The following is a 20237-nucleotide window of genomic DNA, read 5'->3' as shown; positions in this document are numbered from 1 at the left end:
ACTCCCAGGGGGTGAGCCCCCTGGGCTTGGGCTGCGCCGCTCGAAAGTCTCGACTCAACCTTTGCAATAAAAACGTCGCAGCTTCGCCCGACAACCCAATTGCGAGTTGTTCACAATCCCTTTACGCTATGCGAACCAAACAACGGGGGGAGTTCGTTGCCGACGGGGCCTAGCGCTGGGTCGGCGACGCGGGGGGCTCGGGCAGTTTGCGTCGAGGACGACGCAGCGCGGCCTTCCCGGGGATTGTGCCCCATCCTCCGGTACTCGCATCGAACCACGCATCCGACACCTGCCGATCATCAGAGGAGTTTCCATGAAAGCGCTCGTGGCTAGGACTGTTTCCCGACTTTGGCCTGCGGTCGCCCCCCAGAAGACGACCGCTCAACCGCCAAGTCGTTCGATCGAGCGCGGCGCGCTCTCGCGCGCCGCCTGGCTGGCCGCGGCGGTGTTTGGAACGTGGCTCGCGGCCGGCGCCTCGTTCGCCGGCGAAGCCGATCTAGCCATTCCCGACTTGCACGCCGGCCGATTCTTCACCAGCCCGGGCGACCCGAACAGCGGCATCTCGGCTTGGAACCTGTTGCTGTACGGCGCGTTCGTCATCTGCGGCACGCTGGGCATCAGCCTCTTTCTGCGCAAGCAGATCCACGCCCTGCCAGCCCACAAGTCGATGCTCGACGTGGCGGAAGTGATTTTTCAAACCTGCAAGACCTACCTGCTGCAACAAGGCAAGTTCTTGTTGATGTTGTGGGCGTTGATCGCCTGTGCCATGACTTATTACTTGCTGGGGTTCAGCCACGAAGAGGGACCGCCGAAGCCCGGCGCCATCAGCCCCCTGACCACGGTCGCGCTGGTGCTGCTGTTCTCGGTGGTGGGCATGGGCGGCTCGTTCTGGGTGGCCTGGTACGGCATTCGCGTCAACACCTACGCCAACTGCCGGACGGCGTTCGCTTCGCTCAAGGGCGAGCCTTGGGACGTGGTGAACATTCCATTGCGGGCCGGCATGTCGGTGGGTTTGTTTCTGATTTCGCTCGAACTGGTGATGATGGTCATCATCTTGCTGTTCGTGCCGCGCGAAATTGTCGGCTACTGCTTTCTGGGCTTTGCCATCGGCGAGTCGCTGGGGGCGTCGGCCTTGCGCATTGCCGGCGGTATTTTCACCAAGATCGCCGACATTGGCTCGGACCTGATGAAGATCGTCTTCAACGTCAAGGAAGACGACCCGCGCAATCCGGGCGTGATCGCCGACTGCACCGGTGACAACGCCGGCGACAGCGTCGGCCCCACGGCCGACGGTTTTGAGACTTACGGCGTGACCGGCGTGGCGCTGATTTCGTTCATCACCCTGGCGGTCACCGAAAAGGCGGCCGGCCCCGGCTACCTCGACCTGCAATCGAAGCTCATCGTGTGGATCTTCGCCATGCGATTCCTGATGGACTTCATGTCGGGCGTGTCGTACTTCATCAATCAGGCGATCTCCGAGAAGAAGTACCGCGGCCTGAAGGAATTTGACTTTGAACAGCCGCTGACCCGGTTGATCTGGATTGCCTCGATCCTGTGCATCAGCACGTCCTATGGGATGAGTTGGCTGCTGATTCGGGATCTGAGCGTCAACGGCGTGGCCCAGACGGAACTGTGGTGGCAATTGGCCACCATTATCAGTTGCGGCACCTTGGCCGCCGTGCTGATTCCCGAATTGACCAAGGCTTTCACCAGCTCGCACTCGAAGCACGTCAAGGAAATTGTCACGGCCAGCCGCGAAGGCGGCGCGTCGCTGACGATTCTCTCGGGCATCGTGGCGGGCAACTTCAGTGCCTATTGGATGGGCATGCTGATCACCGGCCTGATGGGTGGCGCTTACTTCGTCAGCTTGCAGGGGCTGAACGATCTGATGATGGTTGAACTCATGCAGGGGCAGCCCCTGGTGGGCGTCGGCTCCATCTTCGCCTTCGGCCTGGTGGCCTTCGGCTTCTTGTGCATGGGTCCGGTGAACATCGCGGTCGACAGCTACGGCCCGGTGACCGACAACGCCCAGTCGGTGTTCGAACTGGCCCAGACCGAGCACATTCCCGGCATCAGCGAAGAGATCAAGCGCGACTTCGGCTTTGTGCCGAACTTTGAACAAGGGAAGCATTACCTCGAAGCGAACGACTCGGCCGGCAATACGTTCAAAGCCACGGCCAAGCCGGTGCTCATCGGCACCGCCGTCGTCGGCGCGACGACGATGATCTTCTCGATCATCCTGCTGCTGGGCAAAGCCGGCATGTTGCACCTGAGCCTGACCGACGCGCCTGTCTTGCTCGGCTTTATGTGCGGCGGCGCCGTCGTGTTCTGGTTCTCGGGCGCTTCGATGCAGGCGGTGACCACCGGTGCGTACAGCGCGGTCGAGTACATCAAGCGGAACATGAACCTCGACAAGAAAGAAGCCGACATCAACGACTCGATCACCGTCGTGCGCATCTGCACCCAGTACGCCCAGAAGGGCATGTGGAACATCTTCATCGCCCTAATGACCATCACGCTGGCGTTCGCGTTCTTCGACCCGAACTTCTTCGTCGCTTACCTGATTTCGATCGCGGTGTTTGGCTTGTTCCAGGCCATTTACATGGCCAATGCCGGCGGCTCGTGGGACAACGCCAAGAAGCTGGTCGAAGTCGATTTGCGCGAAAAGGGGACGCCACTCCACGCCGCCACGGTCATCGGCGACACGGTCGGCGATCCGTTCAAGGACACCACCTCGGTGGCCTTGAACCCGATTATCAAGTTCTCGACGTTGTTCGGGCTGCTGGCGGTGGAGATCGCGGTCAAGACCAAGCAGGCCACCGAGCACGCCAACGCGGCCGCTCCCGACTCGGTCAAGGATTACATTCCCTATGTCGGCGTGTTGATGCTGGCAATCGCGATGGTCTTCGTCTGGCGCTCGTTCTACTCGATGCGAATTCCAGAGAAGACGTAAAAGAGCGATTAGCGGTTAGCTATTAGCGATTAGACAAAAGAGAAAGACGTCACACCCAAGCCCAGGGGGCTGTCGCGGATCAACCATCGCCACCGAGCGGCTGCGCATCGTCGCCAGTTTGCCGCTGGAAAGTCCCCTTGCTAGACTGGCGAAACTGCAAATCTCGCAGGAGTGGGACAAGGGGGGCGAGTCGCGTTGTCGGTCGCCGGCCCCCAGGTGGGTCCGAGGCTTATGACGCCCGAAGAAATAGCGCGCCAGAAGATCGACCAGCAGCTTGAACAGGCTGGCTGGATCGTGCAGTCACGCCCCGACATGAACATCGCGGCGGGCCTGGGGGTGGCCATTCGGGAGTTCCCCCTCAAAACCGGCTTCGCTGACTACCTGCTCTATGCCGATGCCCGCGCCATCGGCGTCGTCGAGGCCAAGCCCGAAGGCCACCCGCTCACCGGCGTCGAGACACAGTCCAGCAAATACGTCGATGGGCTGCCGAAGGGGCTGCCCCATTACCACCTGCCGCTCCCCTTTGCCTACGAATCGACGGGCACGGCAACTCAGTTCACCAATGCGCTCGAACCCAACGCGCGCAGCCGCCCAGTCTTCACGTTCCACCGGCCCGAAGAACTGATCCGGCTCGCCAAGCTCGACGACCAGGTTCGCACGCTGCTGCGCAACATGCCGCCCCTCGTAGACGCGGCTTCCAGCCGCGTTGCCCCCGACGCAATGCTCGTAGACGCGGCTTCTAGCCGCGTTGCCCCCGACGCAACTACGCGGCTAGAAGCCGCGTCTACACAACTCTGGCGCGTGCAGATCGACAGCATCAACAACCTCGAAGCCTCGCTGGCCGAGAACCGACCGCGCTCGCTGATCCAAATGGCCACCGGCAGCGGCAAGACGTTCACCGCCGTCAACTTCTGCTACCGGCTTATCAAGTTCGCCAAGGCCAAGCGCATCCTGTTCCTGGTCGACCGCAATAACCTGGGCAAGCAGACGCTCAACGAGTTCCAGCAATTCGTCAGCCCCCTCAACAGCTACAAGCTCACCGAGGAATACTCCGTCCAGCAATTGAAGCGGAACACCATCGACCCCGCCGCCAAGGTCTGCATCACGACCATCCAGCGGCTCTACTCGATGCTCAAGGGCGAGGAAGAATACCTCGAGGAAAACGAGGAAGGCTCGCTATTCGAGGCGGATGTAGACGCGGCTTCCAGCCGCGTTGAAAGCGGCAGGATGCCGCTTCTACGCGAGCCGCTGCCCGTCGTCTACAACGCCAAGATTCCCATCGAGACGTTCGATTTCATCGTGGTCGATGAATGCCACCGCAGCATCTACAACATCTGGCGGCAGGTGCTCGACTACTTCGACGCTTTCTTGATCGGGCTGACGGCCACCCCCACGACCCAGACCATCGGCTTCTTCAACGGCAACCTGGTGCAAGATTATTCGCACGAACAAGCCGTCGTCGATGGCGTCAACGTCGGCTACGACGTGTATCGCATCGAAACGAAGATCACGGCCCAGGGGGCGAAGCTCGTCAAGGAACCAGGCATCTTTACTCCGCTTCGTGATCGGCGCACCAAGCAGCGAAAGTACAAGGAACTCGACGACGACCTGACCTACACGGCCAACCAGCTTGACCGCGACGTGGTGGCCGAGAACCAAATCCGCCTCGTCGTCCGCACGTTTAAGGACAAGCTCCCCGAAATTTTTCCGGGCCGCACCGAAGTCCCCAAGACGCTGATCTTCGCCAAGACCGACCTGCACGCCGAAGACGTGGTGCGAATCGTCCGCGAGGAATTCGGCAAGGGGAACGACTTCTGCCAGAAGATCACGTCGAAAAGCACCGGCAAGAAACCCGAAGAACTTTTGGCCGACTTTCGCAACTCGTACAATCCCCGCATCGCCGTCACCGTGGACATGATCGCCACCGGGACCGACGTGAAGCCGCTCGAATGCCTGGTTTTCATGCGGAACATCCGGTCGCTCTCCTACTTCGAGCAGATGAAAGGGCGCGGCTGCCGCGTCGTCGATCCCGACGTGCTGCAAAGCGTCACCCCCGACGCCAAGCACAAGACGCACTTCGTCATTATTGATGCCGTCGGTGTCTGCGAAGAGGAAAAATCGGCTACCAAGCCCCTCGACCGTCAACCCTCGGTCCCGCTCGACAAACTGTTGAACTTCGTGGCCGCGGGTGCCGCCGATCCCGACGTGGTTTCCACGCTGGCGTCACGATTGGCCCGGCTCGAACGACAACTCGACGGAGATCAGCAGGTTCGCATCGAGCAAGCCGCTGGCGGCAAGGACTTGGCCACCCTGAGCGCCGACCTGCTACATAGCATCGACGCCGACGAAACCGTAGCAGCGGCATCCTGCCGCTTTCACCCAGCACTGCAAGATTCCGCGTCCCTGATCGGCTATTTCGATCCGGCGGAACCGCTCGCGAATCTCGACGGCAATTTACCGCATTGGCGGCAGGAAGGAGCAACGTACTTCGTTACCTTTCGTCTGGCCGACAGTTTGCCGCAAGACAAACTTGCCCTTTGGATCGCTGAACGCGAAGCGTGGCTCGCTCAACATCCCGAGCCTCATTCACCTGAAACCAGGCGGGAATACCATCGGCGATTTTCCGCACGCATTCAAGGTTGGCTCGACGCCGGCTACGGAGCCTGCTCGCTCGCCCGCGGGGACGTGCGCCAAATCGTGGTTGACGCCCTCTTGCACTTCCAATCCCAACGCTATGAGTTGCGGTCCTGGGTGGTCATGCCCAATCATGTCCATGTCGTGCTAACTCCCCTGGCCGGTCACGAATTGTCGAGCATTCTCCACTCTTGGAAATCATTTACGGCAAAGCAAATCAACGCGCTGCTCCAACAACAGGGACAGTTCTGGCAGAAGGAATCGTTTGATCATATCGTTCGCTCGCCCGACGCGCTCCAACGCATCGAACTCTATATCCAGAACAACCCCGTGGGGTTGGCTGACGACACGTACACCTTGTCGAGCGACCTGGCCATGCGGCGGGACGCCGCATCTACTTGGGAACCCAGCGAACAGCAGGTTGCCCAAGTGGAACAAGAGCGCATGCGCGCCGCGCTCAAGCCGTTCCTCAACCCCAAGCTGCGCAACATGATCCTCGGCGCCAAGCAGGCGCTCGAACAGGTGATCGACGAACAAACGCCCGATCAACTCCTGCGGGCGGGCTTCGACGCGGCGGCGCTCGAAAAAGCCAAGTCGATGCTCACCAGCTTTCGCCAGTTCATCGAAGACAACAAGGACGAGATCGAGGCGCTCCAGGTCTTGTACAGCCAGCCCTACCGCGCGGGCCTGCGCTTCCGGCACGTCAAGGAACTAGCCGCCAAGCTCAACCAGCCGCCGTTCTTCGTCGATCCTGCGCGACCTGAATCGCTCTCGCGCCTCTGGCAAGCATTCGAACTCGTAGACGCGGCTTCCAGCCCCGTTATCGTAGATGCGGCTTCCAGCCGCATTCAGGACCAACAATTAAAGCAACAAGTAGACGCGGCTTCCAGCCGCATTGAAAATCCGCCCGATCCGGCTTCCAGCCGCATTCAGAACCAACAATTAAAGCGGCAGGATGCCGCTTCTACGACGAGCCGCAAGCTGATGCTGGTCGATGTGATCGCCCTGGTGCGGCACGCCATTCACCCCGACACGCCGCTGGCGCCGGTCGGCATGACCGTCGAGCAGCGGTATCAGACGTGGCTGAGCGAAAAGCAGTCGGCGGGCGTCACGTTCACCGCCGATCAGCGCCGCTGGCTCGACGCGATCAAGGACCACATCGCCAGCAGCCTCGCCATCGAACAAGACGATCTCGAAGAAGTGCCGTTCAACACCATCGGCGGCTTGGGCCGCGCGTATGAACTGTTTGGCGACAAGCTCTCCGGCATCCTCGATGAACTCAACCTGAGGTTGGCGGCATGAGCGAATCGAATGGATTGCCGAAAGGATGGGCAAACGCTTTGCTTGAGCAGGTCGTGGTTGTTCGAGACGATCTACGCCAGCCTGTCAACTCGGATGAGCGTGCTACACGGCCCGGTCCCTATCCATATTATGGTGCGACTGGACAAGTCGGTTGGATCGACAATTACCTTATGGATGGCGAATTCATTTTGCTTGGGGAAGATGGCGCTCCCTTTTTTGATCCGACCAAGCCAAAAGCATATCGGGTGCAAGGAAAGTCGTGGGTCAATAATCACGCGCATGTTCTCCACGGTATGAATGGCGTCCTAGACAACCGTTATTTGCTTCATGCCCTGAATTGCACGGACTATCGACCATTTGCCAATGGAACGACTCGACTAAAACTTACTCAAGGAGCCATGCGGAAAATCCCGCTTTGCATAGCTCCACTCAACGAGCAGAATCGAATCGTTGCCAAAATCGAAGAACTGTTCTCCGATCTCGATGCCGGGGTGGCGGCGCTCGAACGGGCCAAGGCGAATCTCAAGCGTTACCGCGCCGCCGTTCTGAAAGCGGCGGTCGAAGGCAAGCTAACCGCCGCCTGGCGCGCCCAGCACCATCACCATCACGTAGACGCGGCTTCCAGCCGCGTTTCCAGCGACCAACCAACGCGGCAGGATGCCGCGTCTACTACTACTGTCGAACCGGCGTCGAAGCTGCTCGAACGCATCCTGATCGAGCGCCGCCAGAAGTGGGAAGCCGACCAACTCGCCAAGTTCGCGCAAGCAGACGCGACGTCTCGCCGCGTTCAAGAAAAGCGGCAAGATGCCGCTTCTACGAAGAAGAAACCCCCAAAGAACTGGAAGGCCAAATACGTCGAGCCAGCCCCACCCGACACAACCGACCTGCCAGAACTCCCCGCAAGCTGGTGCTGGGCGAGTGTGCAACAACTCGGCCAAGTTCAACTTGGCCGTCAACGCTCGCCAAAGAACCGGAGCAACAAGTATCCGACGAAATACATTCGAGCCGCCAATCTAACCGAAGCAGGGTTGGATTTGTCAGATGTTCTCGACATGGAGTTCATTCCGCGAGAAATGGAGACGTATCGCCTTCATCCTGGCGACATTCTTCTTTCAGAAGCATCGGGGAGTCCCGATCAGGTGGGGAAACCTGTCTTATGGAACGGCGAGATCGAGGACTGCTGTTTTCAGAATACGGTGATCCGTCTTCGTCCAGAGGGGATTCCAAGCGAGTATCCATTGACGGTCTTTCGTCATTACTACCGAAGCAAGCTCTTTGCCAAAGTTTCTGCTGGGGTGGGGATCAACCATTTGAGCGCGGCGAAGTTTTCCGTTTTGCCCTTCCCGCTAGTGCCGATTGATGAACAAAAGCAAATCGTCATCGAGGTCGAGGCACACCTTTCGTTGATCACCGCCGCCGAAAAGCAGATCGAAGCCAACCTGCTCCGCGCCTCTCGCCTGCGGCAAAGCATCCTCAAGCGAGCCTTCGAGGGAAAGCTCGTCCCCCAAGACCCGAACGACGAACCCGCGAGCGCGATTTTAGTAGACGCGGCGTCCCGCCGCGTTTCCGACAAGCCGCGAAACGCATCGCCTGCGCGAACAGTTCAGATACCAGAAACACAAATACCCAGAAAAAAACCTAGCAGAAAGCGGCGAAACGCATCGTCCGCGAGAACAGTTCAGATACCACCAACACAAATACCCAGAAAAAAACCTGGCAGAAAGCGGCGAAACGCATCGTCCGCGAGAACAGTTCAGATACCACCAACACAAATACCCAGAAAAAAACCTGGCAGAAAGCGGCAAGATGCCGCTTCTACGTGAGAGCATGAGTTCTGATTCCCAAAACATCGTCAACAAAGCCTGGAACTTCGCGCATGTGCTGCGCGACGATGGCCTTTCGTACCTGGCCTACACCGAGCAGATCACCTTTCTGCTCTTTCTCAAGATGGCCGACGAGCAGACCAAGCCACCCTATAACCGCGCGCCCATCGTGCCGCCGAAGTATGGCTGGGAAAGCCTGCTCAAGCGCGAGGGGGACGAACTCGAAGCCCACTATCGGCACATCCTCGAAGAACTTGGCAAGCAGCCCGGCATGCTGGGCGAAATCTTCAAGAAGGCCCGACCCGAAATCCAGAACCCGGCCACGCTGCGCCGGTTGATCGTCGATCTGATCGACGTGGAAAAGTGGTCGAGCATGGACGCCGACGTGAAGGGGGACATTTACGAAGGGCTGCTCGCCAAGAGCGCGGCGGAAAGCCCGAAGGGCGCGGGCCAGTATTTCACGCCGCGCGAACTCATCAAAGGAATCGTCGATTGCGTGCAGCCGACCGCCGACGACACGGTTTGCGACCCAGCGGCGGGAACGGGCGGCTTTCTGCTGAACGCCTACGATTACGTCGCCAAGCATCAGGGCCGGTCGCTCGACAAGGACCAGAAGAAGCACCTGCGGACCAAGTTCGTGAGAGGCTGGGAGTTGGTGCCGAACACGGCGCGGCTCTGCATTATGAACCTGTACCTGCACGGCATCGACGGTGGCGTAGACGCGACTTCCAGCCGCGTTTCCGAGATGCCCACAAAGCGCGTAGACGCGACTTCTAGTCGCGTTGCAGAGACGCCTGCCAAGCGGCAAGATGCCGCTTCTACTTCTACGTGTCCGATCAGGTCGGGCGTCGATAGCTTGGCGAGCGATCCGGACGAGCGGTTCAGCGTGGTGCTGACCAATCCGCCGTTCGGCAAGAAAAGCAGCATCGCCGTCGTGAACGAGGCGGGCGATCTCGAAAAGGAAGACCAGTCCTACGAGCGGCAGGATTTCTGGACCTCGACCAAGAACAAGCAGTTGAACTTTTTGCAGCACGTCAAAACGCTGCTCAAGGTCAACGGGCGCTGCGCCATCGTGGTGCCGGACAACGTGCTGTTCGAGGGAGGCGCGGGCGAAACCGTGCGCCGCAACCTGCTCAAGCAGTGCGATGTGCATACCCTGTTGCGACTGCCAACCGGCATCTTCTACGCCCAAGGCGTGAAGGCCAACGTGCTGTTCTTCGACGCCAAGCCCGCCCAGGAAAAGCCCTGGACCAAGACCCTCTGGGTCTACGATCTGCGCACGAACATGCACTTCACGCAGAAGACCAATCCAATTCAACGCGCGGACCTCGACGAGTTCGTGGCCTGCTACAAGCCCGCCAGCCGGCAGCGCCGCAAGGCGACCTGGGACGCCGAGAAGAATCCCGAAGGGCGCTGGCGCTCGTATGACTACGAAGACCTGATGAAGCGTGACAAGGCGAACCTCGACATTTTCTGGCTCAAGGATCAGAGCCTCGAAGACTCCGACGATCTGCCCGACCCGGATGTACTGGCCCAGGAAATCGCGGACGATTTGCAGACCGCGCTGGAACAGTTCACGGCCATCGCGGAAAAAGTGAATGCCACGGACCACTGACCCACTAGCCTCTAGCCCCTAACCCCCAGCCCCTCTTTTCCCCATGCCCGTCGCCAAACTACCTGCTCGCCAAGACGTTAAGACCCAAGACACCTGGGATCTCACGCTGCTATTCCCCGACGATGCCGCCTGGGAAAAGGCGTTCACGCGCTGGGAAAAGCGCGCCGCCGGCTTCGCCAAGTTCCAGGGGCACTTGGGGGACGGCCCCCAGGCGCTGGCCGCCTGCTTGAAGTACGACCTCGACACCGACCGGGCCGGCGAGCGGATCGGCGGCTATGCGTTCCTCAAGTCGGCCGAGGACACCGCCAACAGCACGTACCAGGGGATGACCGCGCGGTTTCGCGGCGCCAGCAGCCGGCTGGGCCAGGCGGCGGCGTACCTTCGCCCCGAGATTCTGGCGCTGCCGGCGGCCAAGTTGAAGAAGTATTTGGCGTCGACCGAACTCAAGCCCTACCGGCTGCTGCTCGAGCGGATCATCCGCTACCAGCCCCACACACTGACGCCCGGCGAGGAAAAGCTGTTGGCCATGCAGGGCGAGATGGCCTCGGCCGCGGGCCAGGCCTTTCGCCAGTTGAACGACGCCGACTTGAAGTTCGGCACGGTCAAGAACGAGAAGGGGCAAACCGTCGAGCTGTCGCACGCTTCGTTCTCGGCCCTGTTGCACTCGCCGTCGCGCGACGTGCGGCGCACCGCGTTCGAGCAGTACTACGCCCAGTTCGCGGCGCACGAAAACACGCTGGCCGCCACGCTGGCTGGCTCGATCCATCGGGACGTTTACTACGCCCAGGCGCGGAACCATGCGAGCGCCCTGGCCGCGGCTCTGTTCCCCGACAAGGTGCCAGCCAAGGTCTATGACAATCTGATCGGCAGCATCCACCGCTACTTGCCGTCGCTGCACAAGTATTACGAGCTGCGGCGGCGCAAGATGAAGCTCCGCGACATCCACCACTACGACACCTACGTGCCGATCTTGTCGGAGTTGGAAACGCATTATCCCTGGGACCGCGCGGTCGACGTGGTGATCGAAGCCTTGCAGCCGTTGGGAGCGGAGTACAACGCGGCCCTGGCGGCGGGCCTGCGCGGGCGCTGGTGCGATCGCTACGAGAATCGCGGCAAGCAAAGCGGCGCGTTCAGCAGCGGTTCGTTCGACGGCGAGCCGTACATCTTGATGAACTATCAGGCCAACGTCCTGGATCACGTCTTTACGCTGGCGCACGAAGCGGGCCACTCGATGCACTCGTACTACTCGGCCCGGTCGCAGCCGTTTCAGTACTACGACTACACGATCTTCGTGGCCGAAGTGGCCAGCACGTTCAACGAACAGTTGCTGATGAAGCACCTGGTGGCCCACGCCCGCGACGACCGGCAGCGGGCGTTCCTGATCAATCGCGAGATCGATTCGATCCGCGGCACGATCTTTCGCCAGACGATGTTCGCCGAGTTCGAGAAGCTGACCCACGCCCTGGCCGAAGCGCACCAGCCGCTGACGCTCGGCTCGTTCCGCCAAGTCTATCGCCAGTTGCTCGACCAGTACTTCGGCCCCAAGTTCGCGATCGACGATGTCTTGTCGCTCGAATGCTTCCGCATCCCGCACTTCTATCGGGCCTTCTACGTCTATAAATACGCCACCGGCTTGTCGGCGGCGATCGCTTTGGCGGAGCGCGTCACCCAGGGTGGCAAGAGCGAGCTGAACGACTACTTGAACTTTCTGCGCGGCGGCTGCTCGAAGGATCCGCTTGATTTGCTACGTGGCGCCGGCGTCGACATGGAACAACCCCACGCCGTCGATACGGCGCTGGCGCGGTTTGACCATCTGGTCGACGAGCTTGATTCGTTGCTCTAGCTTCGGATGGCACGGCCGCTCGTCGGCCGTGTTGCGCGAGCAACAAGAAAAACGTGCGACCGGGCCGAGAAACGTCTTCTTGTCGCTGACGCGACCCAGCCGCAAGCGGCTGGGCCACCCCCGTGGCTGCTTGGCTCCGGCCCGTTGCATCCCTCTCGTCGCCTGCCCAGAATACCGAACAGCGACCGTTACGCCCCCACTCCCCCACCCCGCAACACCCCCACTTCCGCCCGGAGCATCGCCATGGAACTCGGTCTGGTCACGTACATGTGGGGCGCCAATTGGGATCTCCCCACGGTCATCAAGAATTGCCAGCTCACCGGCTTCAAGGGCGTGGAACTCCGCTCGGGACACAAGCACGGCGTCGAGCCCACCCTGTCAGCCGACGAGCGCCGCGAAGTGGCCAAGCGTTTCGCCGACAGCGGCGTCGACCTGGTCGGGCTCGGCAGCGCGTGCGAGTACCACTCGGCCGATCCCGCCGTGGTCAAGCAGAACATCGAGCTGACCAAGGAGTTCGTGGTGCTGTGCCACGACTGTGGTGGCGGCGGCGTGAAGGTCCGCCCCAACGGCTTGCCCAAGGACGTGCCGGTCGAAAAGACGCTCGAGCAGATCGGCCGCGCCATGAACGAAGTCGCTACGTTCGCCGCCGGCTACGGCGTGCAGATTCGCCTTGAGGTACACGGGGCCGGCACGCAAGAAGTGCCGAACATCAAGACGATCATGGACGTCGCCACCCACCCCAACGCGACCGTTTGCTGGAACTGCAACCCGACCGATCTGAACGGCAAGGGGCTCCAGCACAACTTCGACCTGGTCAAGGATCGGCTGGGGACGATTCACATCCACGACCTGATCACCAGCTACCCCTGGCAGCCGCTGTTCGACTTGTTGAACGGGGTGAAGTTCAAAGGCTGGACGCTGGTCGAGGAAGGCAAACAGACCGAAGACCCGATTCGCGTGATGCAGTACTACCGGCTGCTGTGGGAACGGATGGTTGGTTAGGAGCAACTAGCGATTAGCGACTAGCAATTAGAAACAGGCATCAATTCCTGATCGCAATTGCCTTATCTAATCGCTCGTTGCTAATCGCTCGCGAAGCGCAGCACAGCGCGAGGGGATCGACGCCGGCTTGGGCAACTGATGATCTCCCGCGGTGGGTTGCACGGCCAGTGCGATGAACCGCGGGCCGGGCTGTGACAGGCAACCGGGGAGCGCAAGGCGGAAGTCTTCCACGTCGCGTGGGGCAATCACGTTCGTCCAGCCCGCCCCGCGAGCCAGCGCCGCGAAGTCGACGTGCGCCACCGAGCCGGCCGTCGTCTGCCCACCGGTTACTTCGTAGATGCCGTTGTCCAGCACGACCAGCGTGTAATTCGCCGCCCGCGCCGCGGCAATCGTGACCAGACAGCCCAAGTTCATCAACAGCGAACCGTCGCCGTTCAGGACGATCACCTCGCGCTGGGGCTGCGCGAGCGCCAGGCCCAAGCCGAGCAAAGGCCCCTGCCCCATCGCCGACGGCAGGTATTGAAAGTCGAGCGGGTGCTGCGACAGCCGAGGCCACTCGCGGGCGGCCCCCATCGACGCCACGACGATCTGTTCACCGCGCACCGCGGCCAACACGGCCAGCGCTTGCTCAACCGGCATCCTGCTCGTGACGTTCAACGTGCTGGCTCCGCGCGGGTTAAAGGGTTCACCGCATCCGCGGCAGCAACTGGCCGACGTCACCGTGGACTTCGCCGGTCTGGCGCACCACCAAGGCCGAGCCGGGGGCCCAGAAGCGAATCACGCCGGAGCCTCCTTGCACATCCCAGCTTGCCGGCTGGATCGTCTCTTCAATCAAGTCAGCCAAGTCCTGGCCGTAGGTCGCCGGCTGTTGATTCGGCAGGCCGCCGACACCTCCGGCGCCCGGGGCAAGTTGCTGGGCGAAGACCGGCGCGATGGCCCCGGCCGCTTTGACATTCGCCGCCGGCTGCATATTCACAGGTGCGCCAGCTTTGATGGGGACAGCGGCACGCAGCGCCTGGCCCGCTCGTTGCAGCCGGCTGCGCAGCGCCAAACGCAGACCATCGCGCTGGGCCTTGGGCAACGACTGATCGGCTTGCACCCGTTGATACAGGTCGAGCATCTGGCGGACCAGCGCCTCGTCAGTCGTCGCGCCAGCTTGAGCCGCCTTGCGCAAAGCCGCGCGCACCGTAGTCTCCAAAGCTTTGCCCACGAGTGTGGGCGCTTCGACGGGTTTATCGACCAAGGCAGAATCAGCCGCGGGCGAATCACCGTTCGACGCCGGCTCGTCGGCCCACGCCGGCAACGCCACCGCTACCGCCACTATGCCAACCCCAACGCCCAAGAACCAACAGCTTGCACGCATGGCGAATCCCTCCTCACCACGGTCACACCAAGGGAACCGTCTTACCCAGCAAGGCTGCCGTGCGGCAACCCCACAAGGTTTTGACGCCCAGATCCCGTCCCTGGTTCCCGCGATTTCTCGGCCAATCTGCGCTGGCGGCAAACCGTCTTAGCGCGAACCGGTCGAGTTCGGCTTGTAAAACGTGCCGGTGATGGTCACGTTCAAACGCCCCTGGTTGTCGCTGCCGTCGGCGTCGTACATGCCCAAGTACAGCTTGCCGTTCTTCTCGGCCTTGCCTTCATAGCTGCCGCCGACCAGGAACGGCTTGATTTCCTTGGACTGGCCGTCGTCGATATAGCCGATCAGCGCCCCCATGTTGAATTCCTTGAGGTCTTCGGGAATCTCGATCCCGTCGGCGTTGGTCTCGGCGGTCAGTCGGAAGGTCCATTTCCCGTCCGCCTTGATGCGGAACGGCTTCCCTTCGGCCACGATTACGCCGGTGTCATGCCAGCCCTTGGTCGACTGGATGTCCATCTGCTTCTTTTCGGCGCCGGCTTGCTTTTCGAACAGCTTTTCCATCGCTTCCTTCGCGCCCGGATAGGTCGGCACCAGCCGTACGATTTCCGAGTAGCAGACGCGGGCCTTCTCGAGCTCGTTGTTCTTTTCGTACTCCTTGGCTAGCTTTTCGGCGTCGAGCACGAACTTGCGATGCACTTCGAGCAGCCGCTTGTCGTCCGGCAGCTTGACTTCCTCTTCCTGGCGGTTGCGGTTGTTCCCTTGGCGTTGTCCTTGGCCTTGGCGGTTATTGTTGTTATTGCCAGGACGAGCTTGTTGAGCCCACAAGTCGCTCGCCGTCAACTGAGCCGCCACAACTGCCAGCGCCAAAATCCCGATGCGTTTCATCGCCTCGCTCCGCTTGTTCGATAAATGTGATGGATCGTCGGCCGACCGCTTTGCCTGCCGTGCTTCGAGACGTCAGCGTACGGTCACAGCCTCGGGCATCGGCAACCTGTTCCGGAAGTTGCCGCCCGGCTCCCCCTTGTAGCGTGCCGACCGGAAAGGCCGCTGGCAGCGCGGAAAAGTCTAAGCCTTTCCATTTAACCGCTTTGGGGCACGCCGGGCAAGCAAAATCATCAGGTTCCCCGCCGCGGCTTTCCGCCGGTCGAGACTGGGCCGACGCGGAGCCTTGCCTGTCGGACGCCGTGCCCCGATACTTCCTACGGTTCGCCACCTGTTGCCTTTCCGACCGCCGCGTCATCGAGTCCCCTGCCATGTCACTTTTTGCCGCCAGCGAGGACCAGAATCGCCGGCGGGCTCAACCGTTGGCGGCGCGGATGCGCCCCCTCTCGCTCGATGAATTCGCCGGCCAACAACACTTACTCGGCCCGGGAAAGCTGCTGAACCGGCTGCTCAAGGCCGATCGGCTGGGCTCGGTGATTTTCTATGGCCCGCCCGGCACCGGCAAAACCACGCTGGCACGATTGCTGGCCTCGGCCAGCCGCAGCTACTTTGTGCAACTCAACGCGGTAACTTCCGGCGTCAAGGAGCTGCGCGAGGTACTCGAGCAAGCCCGCGACCGACTGGCCGCCGAGGGGCGCAAGACGCTCCTCTTTGTCGATGAGATCCACCGCTTCAACAAGTCACAGCAAGACGTGCTGCTGCCCGATGTCGAAGACGGCAGCGTGATCCTCGTCGGCGCGACGACGCAGAATCCGTTCTTTGCCATCAACAGCGCGCTGGTCAGCCGCAGCCGCGTGTTCCAGTTTCAGCCTCTTTCACCCGACGACGTGCGCGGCCTGATCCGTCGCGCCTTGGCCGACAAGCAGCGCGGCTTGGGCCAGATACCCGTCCACCTGCACGACGACGCGCTCGAATTCCTGGTCGAGTCGAGCGACGGCGACGCCCGCCGCGCCCTGTCGGCCCTGGAAGTCGGCGTGCTGTCGAGCGACGAACGCCCCGTCGAGCTGACCCGCGCGCTGGCCGAGGAATCGGTGCAGCGCAAGGCGATTGAATATGACCCGACCGGCGACACGCACTACGACTGCGCCAGCGCGCTGATCAAGAGCATCCGCGGCAGCGATCCCGACGCGGCGATCTATTGGCTGGCCCGGATGCTCGAAGGAGGCGAAGACGTGCGCTTTCTGGCGCGGCGGATCGTCATCCTGGCCAGCGAGGACGTCGGCAATGCCGACCCGCACGCCCTGCCGTTGGCGGTGGCGGCCATGCAAGCGACCGAGTTCGTCGGCCTGCCCGAGTGTCAACTGACGCTGGCCCAGGCGGTGGCGTACCTGGCCTGCGCGCCCAAGTCGAACGCGGCCACGGTGGCGATCGGCGAAGCCCGCTCGGACATCGCCAACCAGCGCGTGCTACCGGTGCCGGTCCATCTGCGCGACAAGCATTACGACGGGGCCAAGCGACTTGGTCACGGCGCGGGCTATGAATACTCGCACGACGCGCCCGACGCGGTCTCGGCCCAGGACTACCTGGGCGTCGATCGCGAATACTACCGCCCGGTGTCACGCGGCTTTGAAAAGGAACTGGCCGAACGCCTAACGGCCATCCGCGCAAAACTCCGCACCGGCAAGGAGGCCGAGCGCAGCGCCACAGCGGAAGAACAATCGACCACGACGACACAACGAACACGACGTAAGGAATGATAAGAAAACGACCTTTCGCCTTTACGTCGTGCCCGTCGTGTCGTCGTGGTCGAACTCCTCTGAATCACAGATAAATGATGATGGCGGCAAAGCCAGCACGGGTGTTTTGACACGGCTTGTGCGCGCGACTTATACTGTGGCCTTCCGCCTGGGCCGCGATCTGTGGCCCCGCGCAACATCACCAACCTGCAAGGTCTTCGCAATGTACGACTACAACTCCGTGTGTGACGATTTCTACGTCAACATGAACCTCAGCACGGAGATGGAGTTGCCGCACACTCGCGAGACCGTGTTGCACTTTTTCGAGCGCATCCAAAAGACGTTTCCCACCATGCGGAATTTCTATTGCCGCGAGAAGGGAGACTTTGTCCTCGAAGAAGACAAGGATCACGGCCACTACCGCTGGGCCACGATCGAACACCGCCGGCTCTGCTCGGGGCACGTGAACCCCACGTCGATCGAGTCGGCCCTCGAGCAGCATAAGCTGGTGCTCGACATGGCGCCGTACATGCTGTCGGTCAGCCCGCTGGATTGCGAGGCGCTCGACCTGCTGTTCGGCTTCGACTTCACTTATCGCGGCAACCAGAATCAAATCGTGGCCGAGGCGCTCGGCTTTGGTCCGGCCTTTGACCGCTTGCACGAAGTGCCCGGCGCGACGGTGCTGAACTACGAGCCGACGATCACGCTGGCGCTCGACGAAGAGTGCCGCACGCAGTGCCGATTGTCGATCGAGACGCGCACCAACGCCTATCAGGTGCGAACCGGCGAATTCCCCGAGGAACAACTAAGCGTCTACCTGACCGCGCGGCAGTACGGTAGCCTGGGCCCCGACACCACGTTCGGCGACACGCTCGACAAGCTGGCCCGCATCTGCCACGAAATGGTCGACAACTACGTCATCGACCAGGTTCTCCGCCCCCTGGCCCGCGCGATTACGATGAAGTAATTGGCACGCGGCCACACGCACTTTCGCCGCCACAGTCACGCGCGAGCCGCCATATAAACCCTTCTCCCTTCGGGAGAAGGTGGCGGCGGTAGCCGACGGATGAGGGTCACGCATCAGGCTGGTGTTGTACTCGAATCAGCGTTGCCCCTCATCCGGCCTTCGGCCACCTTCTCCCCGAGGGAGAAGGGTTCGGGCCGCGTCGATGCCGGTAGTTGCCACACGGCCCAGTCACAGTCATTTTTCACCCCACCGCGCGAACCGGATATAATTCCCTCGGCACTTAGCAGTCGAATACTAGCGCAATCGAATATCAACCCAGTCGAACATCAACGGCACACGCTCGTGGGGGATGTCATGGCGGTTCGGTTCACGCGGTTTGCCTCGAACATCGGCGCCGAAAGCGCCTTCAGCGTCCTGGCCGTCGCCAAAAAGCTCAAAGCGGCCGGCAAGCGAGTGGTCGAACTCGAAATCGGCGACAGCCCCTTCCCGTCGACCCCGGCCGCCAAGCAAGCCGGCATCGCCGCGATCGAAAACGACGAGACGCACTACTGCCCCAGCCTGGGGACGCCCGAGCTGCGCGCCGCGGCCGCCCGCTATCTGCAGCGCGAGCATCGCATCGCGGTCGACGCCACGCAAATCGTCGTCGCGCCGGGGGCCAAGCCGTTCGAGCAGTTCTTCTGTGAAGCGTTTCTCGAAGCCGGCGACGACGTGCTGGTCTTCACTCCTTGCTTTCCCACGTACGCGCCGAACCTGGCGCGACGCGAGGCCAACCCCTGGTACGCGCCGCTGCGCGTCGAGAACGAGTTCCGCCCGCGGGCCGATGACGTGGCCCGCTTCTTGCGCGAAGCGAAACGGCCGCGCGGCATCTTTCTGAACTTCCCGCACAATCCGACGGGCGGTGTGGCCACGGCGGACGACTTGCGAGCGATTGCCGATCTGATTCGCGGCCGCGACGTGGTCGTCTTTAGCGACGAGCCATACGACCAGATGGTCTGGCGCGGGCGGCACGAATCGCTGCTGGCCCAGCACGGCATGCTCGACCAGTGCGTGGCCGCGTACACCTTCAGCAAGTCGTACAGCATGAGCGGCTGGCGGCTGGGCTTTGCGGCGTCGAGCACAGCCGTAATCGACACGCTGGGCAAGTTGTTGAACACGACGTTGTCGTGCGTGGCGCCGTTGGTCCAGCGGGCCGGCGCGGCCGCGCTCGACCACGACACCGTGCCCCGCGACGCGATGATGGCCGAGTTCCGCAAGAAGATGGAGCTGCTGGCTGGCCGGCTCGATCAGGTGCCGGGCTTCAAGTGTCCGTTTCCGGCGGCGACGTTCTATGCGTTCGCATCAGTGGCCGAGGTGTGCAACCGGCTGGGCATCACTTCGCACGGGCTGGCGATGTTCCTGCTGGAAGCGGCCGACGACGCGTTCGGCGTGGCGTGCCTGGGAGGCGAGTGCTTCGGTGCCGGCGGCGAAGGATTCATTCGTTTCAGTTGCGCCGAACCCGACGCGGCCTTGGAAGAAGCCGTCGCGTTCATTACCCAAGCGATCACACGCACCGACCGCGTGAGGAACTACGTGGCCAGCCACGAGCAGTATCGGTTGACGCAGCCCTACGCGACGACGTAGCGGTGTGGCTCCATAACGGCGGTGCCTCCAAGGAGCCGGGGACGTAAACACCCCTCCCTTGCAGGGAGGGGCTGGGGGAGGGTCAACGCGTCGCGCGGCAACAACGTTTCAACGTTTCAATCCGACCGGCGCGCGTTAAGATGCCAGCGAGCGAACCACGCCAAGTCCGGGGCCCATCATGCGCCGCAAACCAAACAATCGCCAAGGCAACGTCCGCACGAGCGTGATCGTGGCGGTGATTTGCATTCTGCTATTGCTCGCGATCATCGCCACCCCAATCCTGTCGGAAATCGGACAGAAATCCGTTGCCAAAAAAAATCGGTGCGCAGGCCGCATGCGCGACATTGGCACAGCGATGCTTCAATATGAAGTCGACAATCGCGCCTACCCGGGCTATCGCAATGTCCTGCTGATGACGAACGACGCATCGTACGTCGACCCGGATAACGGAGAAGGTGGTGTTACTTGGTTTGTGCCAGTACTGTCCGGCTGAGGATTTC

At 61.6% G+C, this 20237-nt stretch carries 13 protein-coding genes and 3 pseudogenes; 13 read left to right on the top strand and 3 right to left on the bottom strand.

Annotation, left to right across the window (positions count from 1 at the left end; all coding sequences use genetic code 11):
- Positions 1–313: 313 nt before the first annotated feature.
- The 9 genes and pseudogenes from JSS27_11055 to JSS27_11015 all read left to right on the top strand — a co-directional run bounded on the left by JSS27_11055 (position 314) and on the right by JSS27_11015 (position 13172).
- On the top strand, positions 314–2953 hold the full coding sequence (locus JSS27_11055; protein MBS0209483.1) for a sodium-translocating pyrophosphatase: 2640 nt from the start codon (positions 314–316) through the stop codon (positions 2951–2953).
- Between the two features lie 231 nt (positions 2954–3184).
- A pseudogene (locus JSS27_11050) lies at positions 3185–3643 on the top strand (restriction endonuclease subunit R).
- Positions 3626–5299 (top strand): annotated as a pseudogene (locus JSS27_11045) (DEAD/DEAH box helicase family protein). The pseudogenes JSS27_11050 and JSS27_11045 overlap by 18 nt, the downstream one beginning before the upstream one ends.
- 411 nt (positions 5300–5710) lie before the next feature.
- Positions 5711–5914 (top strand): annotated as a pseudogene (locus JSS27_11040) (transposase).
- A gap of 48 nt (positions 5915–5962) precedes the next feature.
- Positions 5963–6889: a hypothetical protein gene (locus tag JSS27_11035; GenBank protein MBS0209482.1), complete on the top strand. Its 927-nt coding sequence runs from the start codon at positions 5963–5965 to the stop codon at positions 6887–6889.
- Positions 6886–8712 carry a restriction endonuclease subunit S gene (locus JSS27_11030; protein MBS0209481.1) on the top strand — a complete coding sequence of 609 codons (1827 nt, stop codon included), beginning with the start codon at positions 6886–6888 and terminating at the stop codon, positions 8710–8712. Before JSS27_11035 ends, JSS27_11030 begins: the two co-directional genes overlap by 4 nt.
- Before the next feature lie 4 nt (positions 8713–8716).
- Entirely contained in the window at positions 8717–10327 is a 1611-nt protein-coding gene (locus tag JSS27_11025; GenBank protein ID MBS0209480.1) for an SAM-dependent DNA methyltransferase, read from the top strand.
- Between the two features lie 43 nt (positions 10328–10370).
- On the top strand, positions 10371–12170 hold the full coding sequence (gene pepF / locus JSS27_11020; GenBank protein ID MBS0209479.1) for an oligoendopeptidase F: 1800 nt from the start codon (positions 10371–10373) through the stop codon (positions 12168–12170).
- A 243-nt stretch (positions 12171–12413) separates the two neighbouring features.
- Positions 12414–13172, top strand: a complete 759-nt coding sequence (locus JSS27_11015; protein MBS0209478.1) for a sugar phosphate isomerase/epimerase — start codon at positions 12414–12416, stop codon at positions 13170–13172.
- A gap of 66 nt (positions 13173–13238) precedes the next feature.
- Here JSS27_11015 and JSS27_11010 read toward each other — a convergent pair whose 3' ends face one another.
- The 3 genes from JSS27_11010 to JSS27_11000 all read right to left on the bottom strand — a co-directional run bounded on the left by JSS27_11010 (position 13239) and on the right by JSS27_11000 (position 15417).
- Positions 13239–13811, bottom strand: a complete 573-nt coding sequence (locus JSS27_11010) for a thiamine pyrophosphate-binding protein (protein ID MBS0209477.1) — start codon at positions 13809–13811, stop codon at positions 13239–13241.
- A 46-nt stretch (positions 13812–13857) separates the two neighbouring features.
- Positions 13858–14535 (bottom strand): hypothetical protein, encoded by a 678-nt coding sequence (locus JSS27_11005; protein ID MBS0209476.1) that lies wholly within the window; start codon positions 14533–14535, stop codon positions 13858–13860.
- A 147-nt stretch (positions 14536–14682) separates the two neighbouring features.
- Positions 14683–15417, bottom strand: a complete 735-nt coding sequence (locus tag JSS27_11000; GenBank protein MBS0209475.1) for a hypothetical protein — start codon at positions 15415–15417, stop codon at positions 14683–14685.
- 368 nt (positions 15418–15785) lie between these two features.
- Between JSS27_11000 and JSS27_10995 the strand changes: the two genes are divergently transcribed.
- The 4 genes from JSS27_10995 to JSS27_10980 all read left to right on the top strand — a co-directional run bounded on the left by JSS27_10995 (position 15786) and on the right by JSS27_10980 (position 20230).
- The gene (locus JSS27_10995) at positions 15786–17171 is read left to right on the top strand and encodes a replication-associated recombination protein A (GenBank protein ID MBS0209474.1); all 1386 of its coding nucleotides are present in this window, start codon (positions 15786–15788) and stop codon (positions 17169–17171) included.
- A 202-nt stretch (positions 17172–17373) separates the two neighbouring features.
- Positions 17374–18117 (top strand): hypothetical protein, encoded by a 744-nt coding sequence (locus tag JSS27_10990; GenBank protein ID MBS0209473.1) that lies wholly within the window; start codon positions 17374–17376, stop codon positions 18115–18117.
- 354 nt (positions 18118–18471) lie between these two features.
- Complete coding sequence (locus JSS27_10985) at positions 18472–19737, top strand: aminotransferase class I/II-fold pyridoxal phosphate-dependent enzyme (GenBank protein ID MBS0209472.1); 1266 nt, start codon at positions 18472–18474, stop codon at positions 19735–19737.
- 178 nt (positions 19738–19915) lie between these two features.
- On the top strand, positions 19916–20230 hold the full coding sequence (locus JSS27_10980; protein MBS0209471.1) for a hypothetical protein: 315 nt from the start codon (positions 19916–19918) through the stop codon (positions 20228–20230).
- The last annotated feature ends 7 nt before the right edge of the window (positions 20231–20237 follow it).

The organism is Planctomycetota bacterium, from assembly GCA_018242585.1.
GTDB lineage: Bacteria > Planctomycetota > Planctomycetia > Pirellulales > PNKZ01 > JAFEBQ01.
This window is presented reverse-complemented; position numbering and strand designations above follow the sequence as displayed.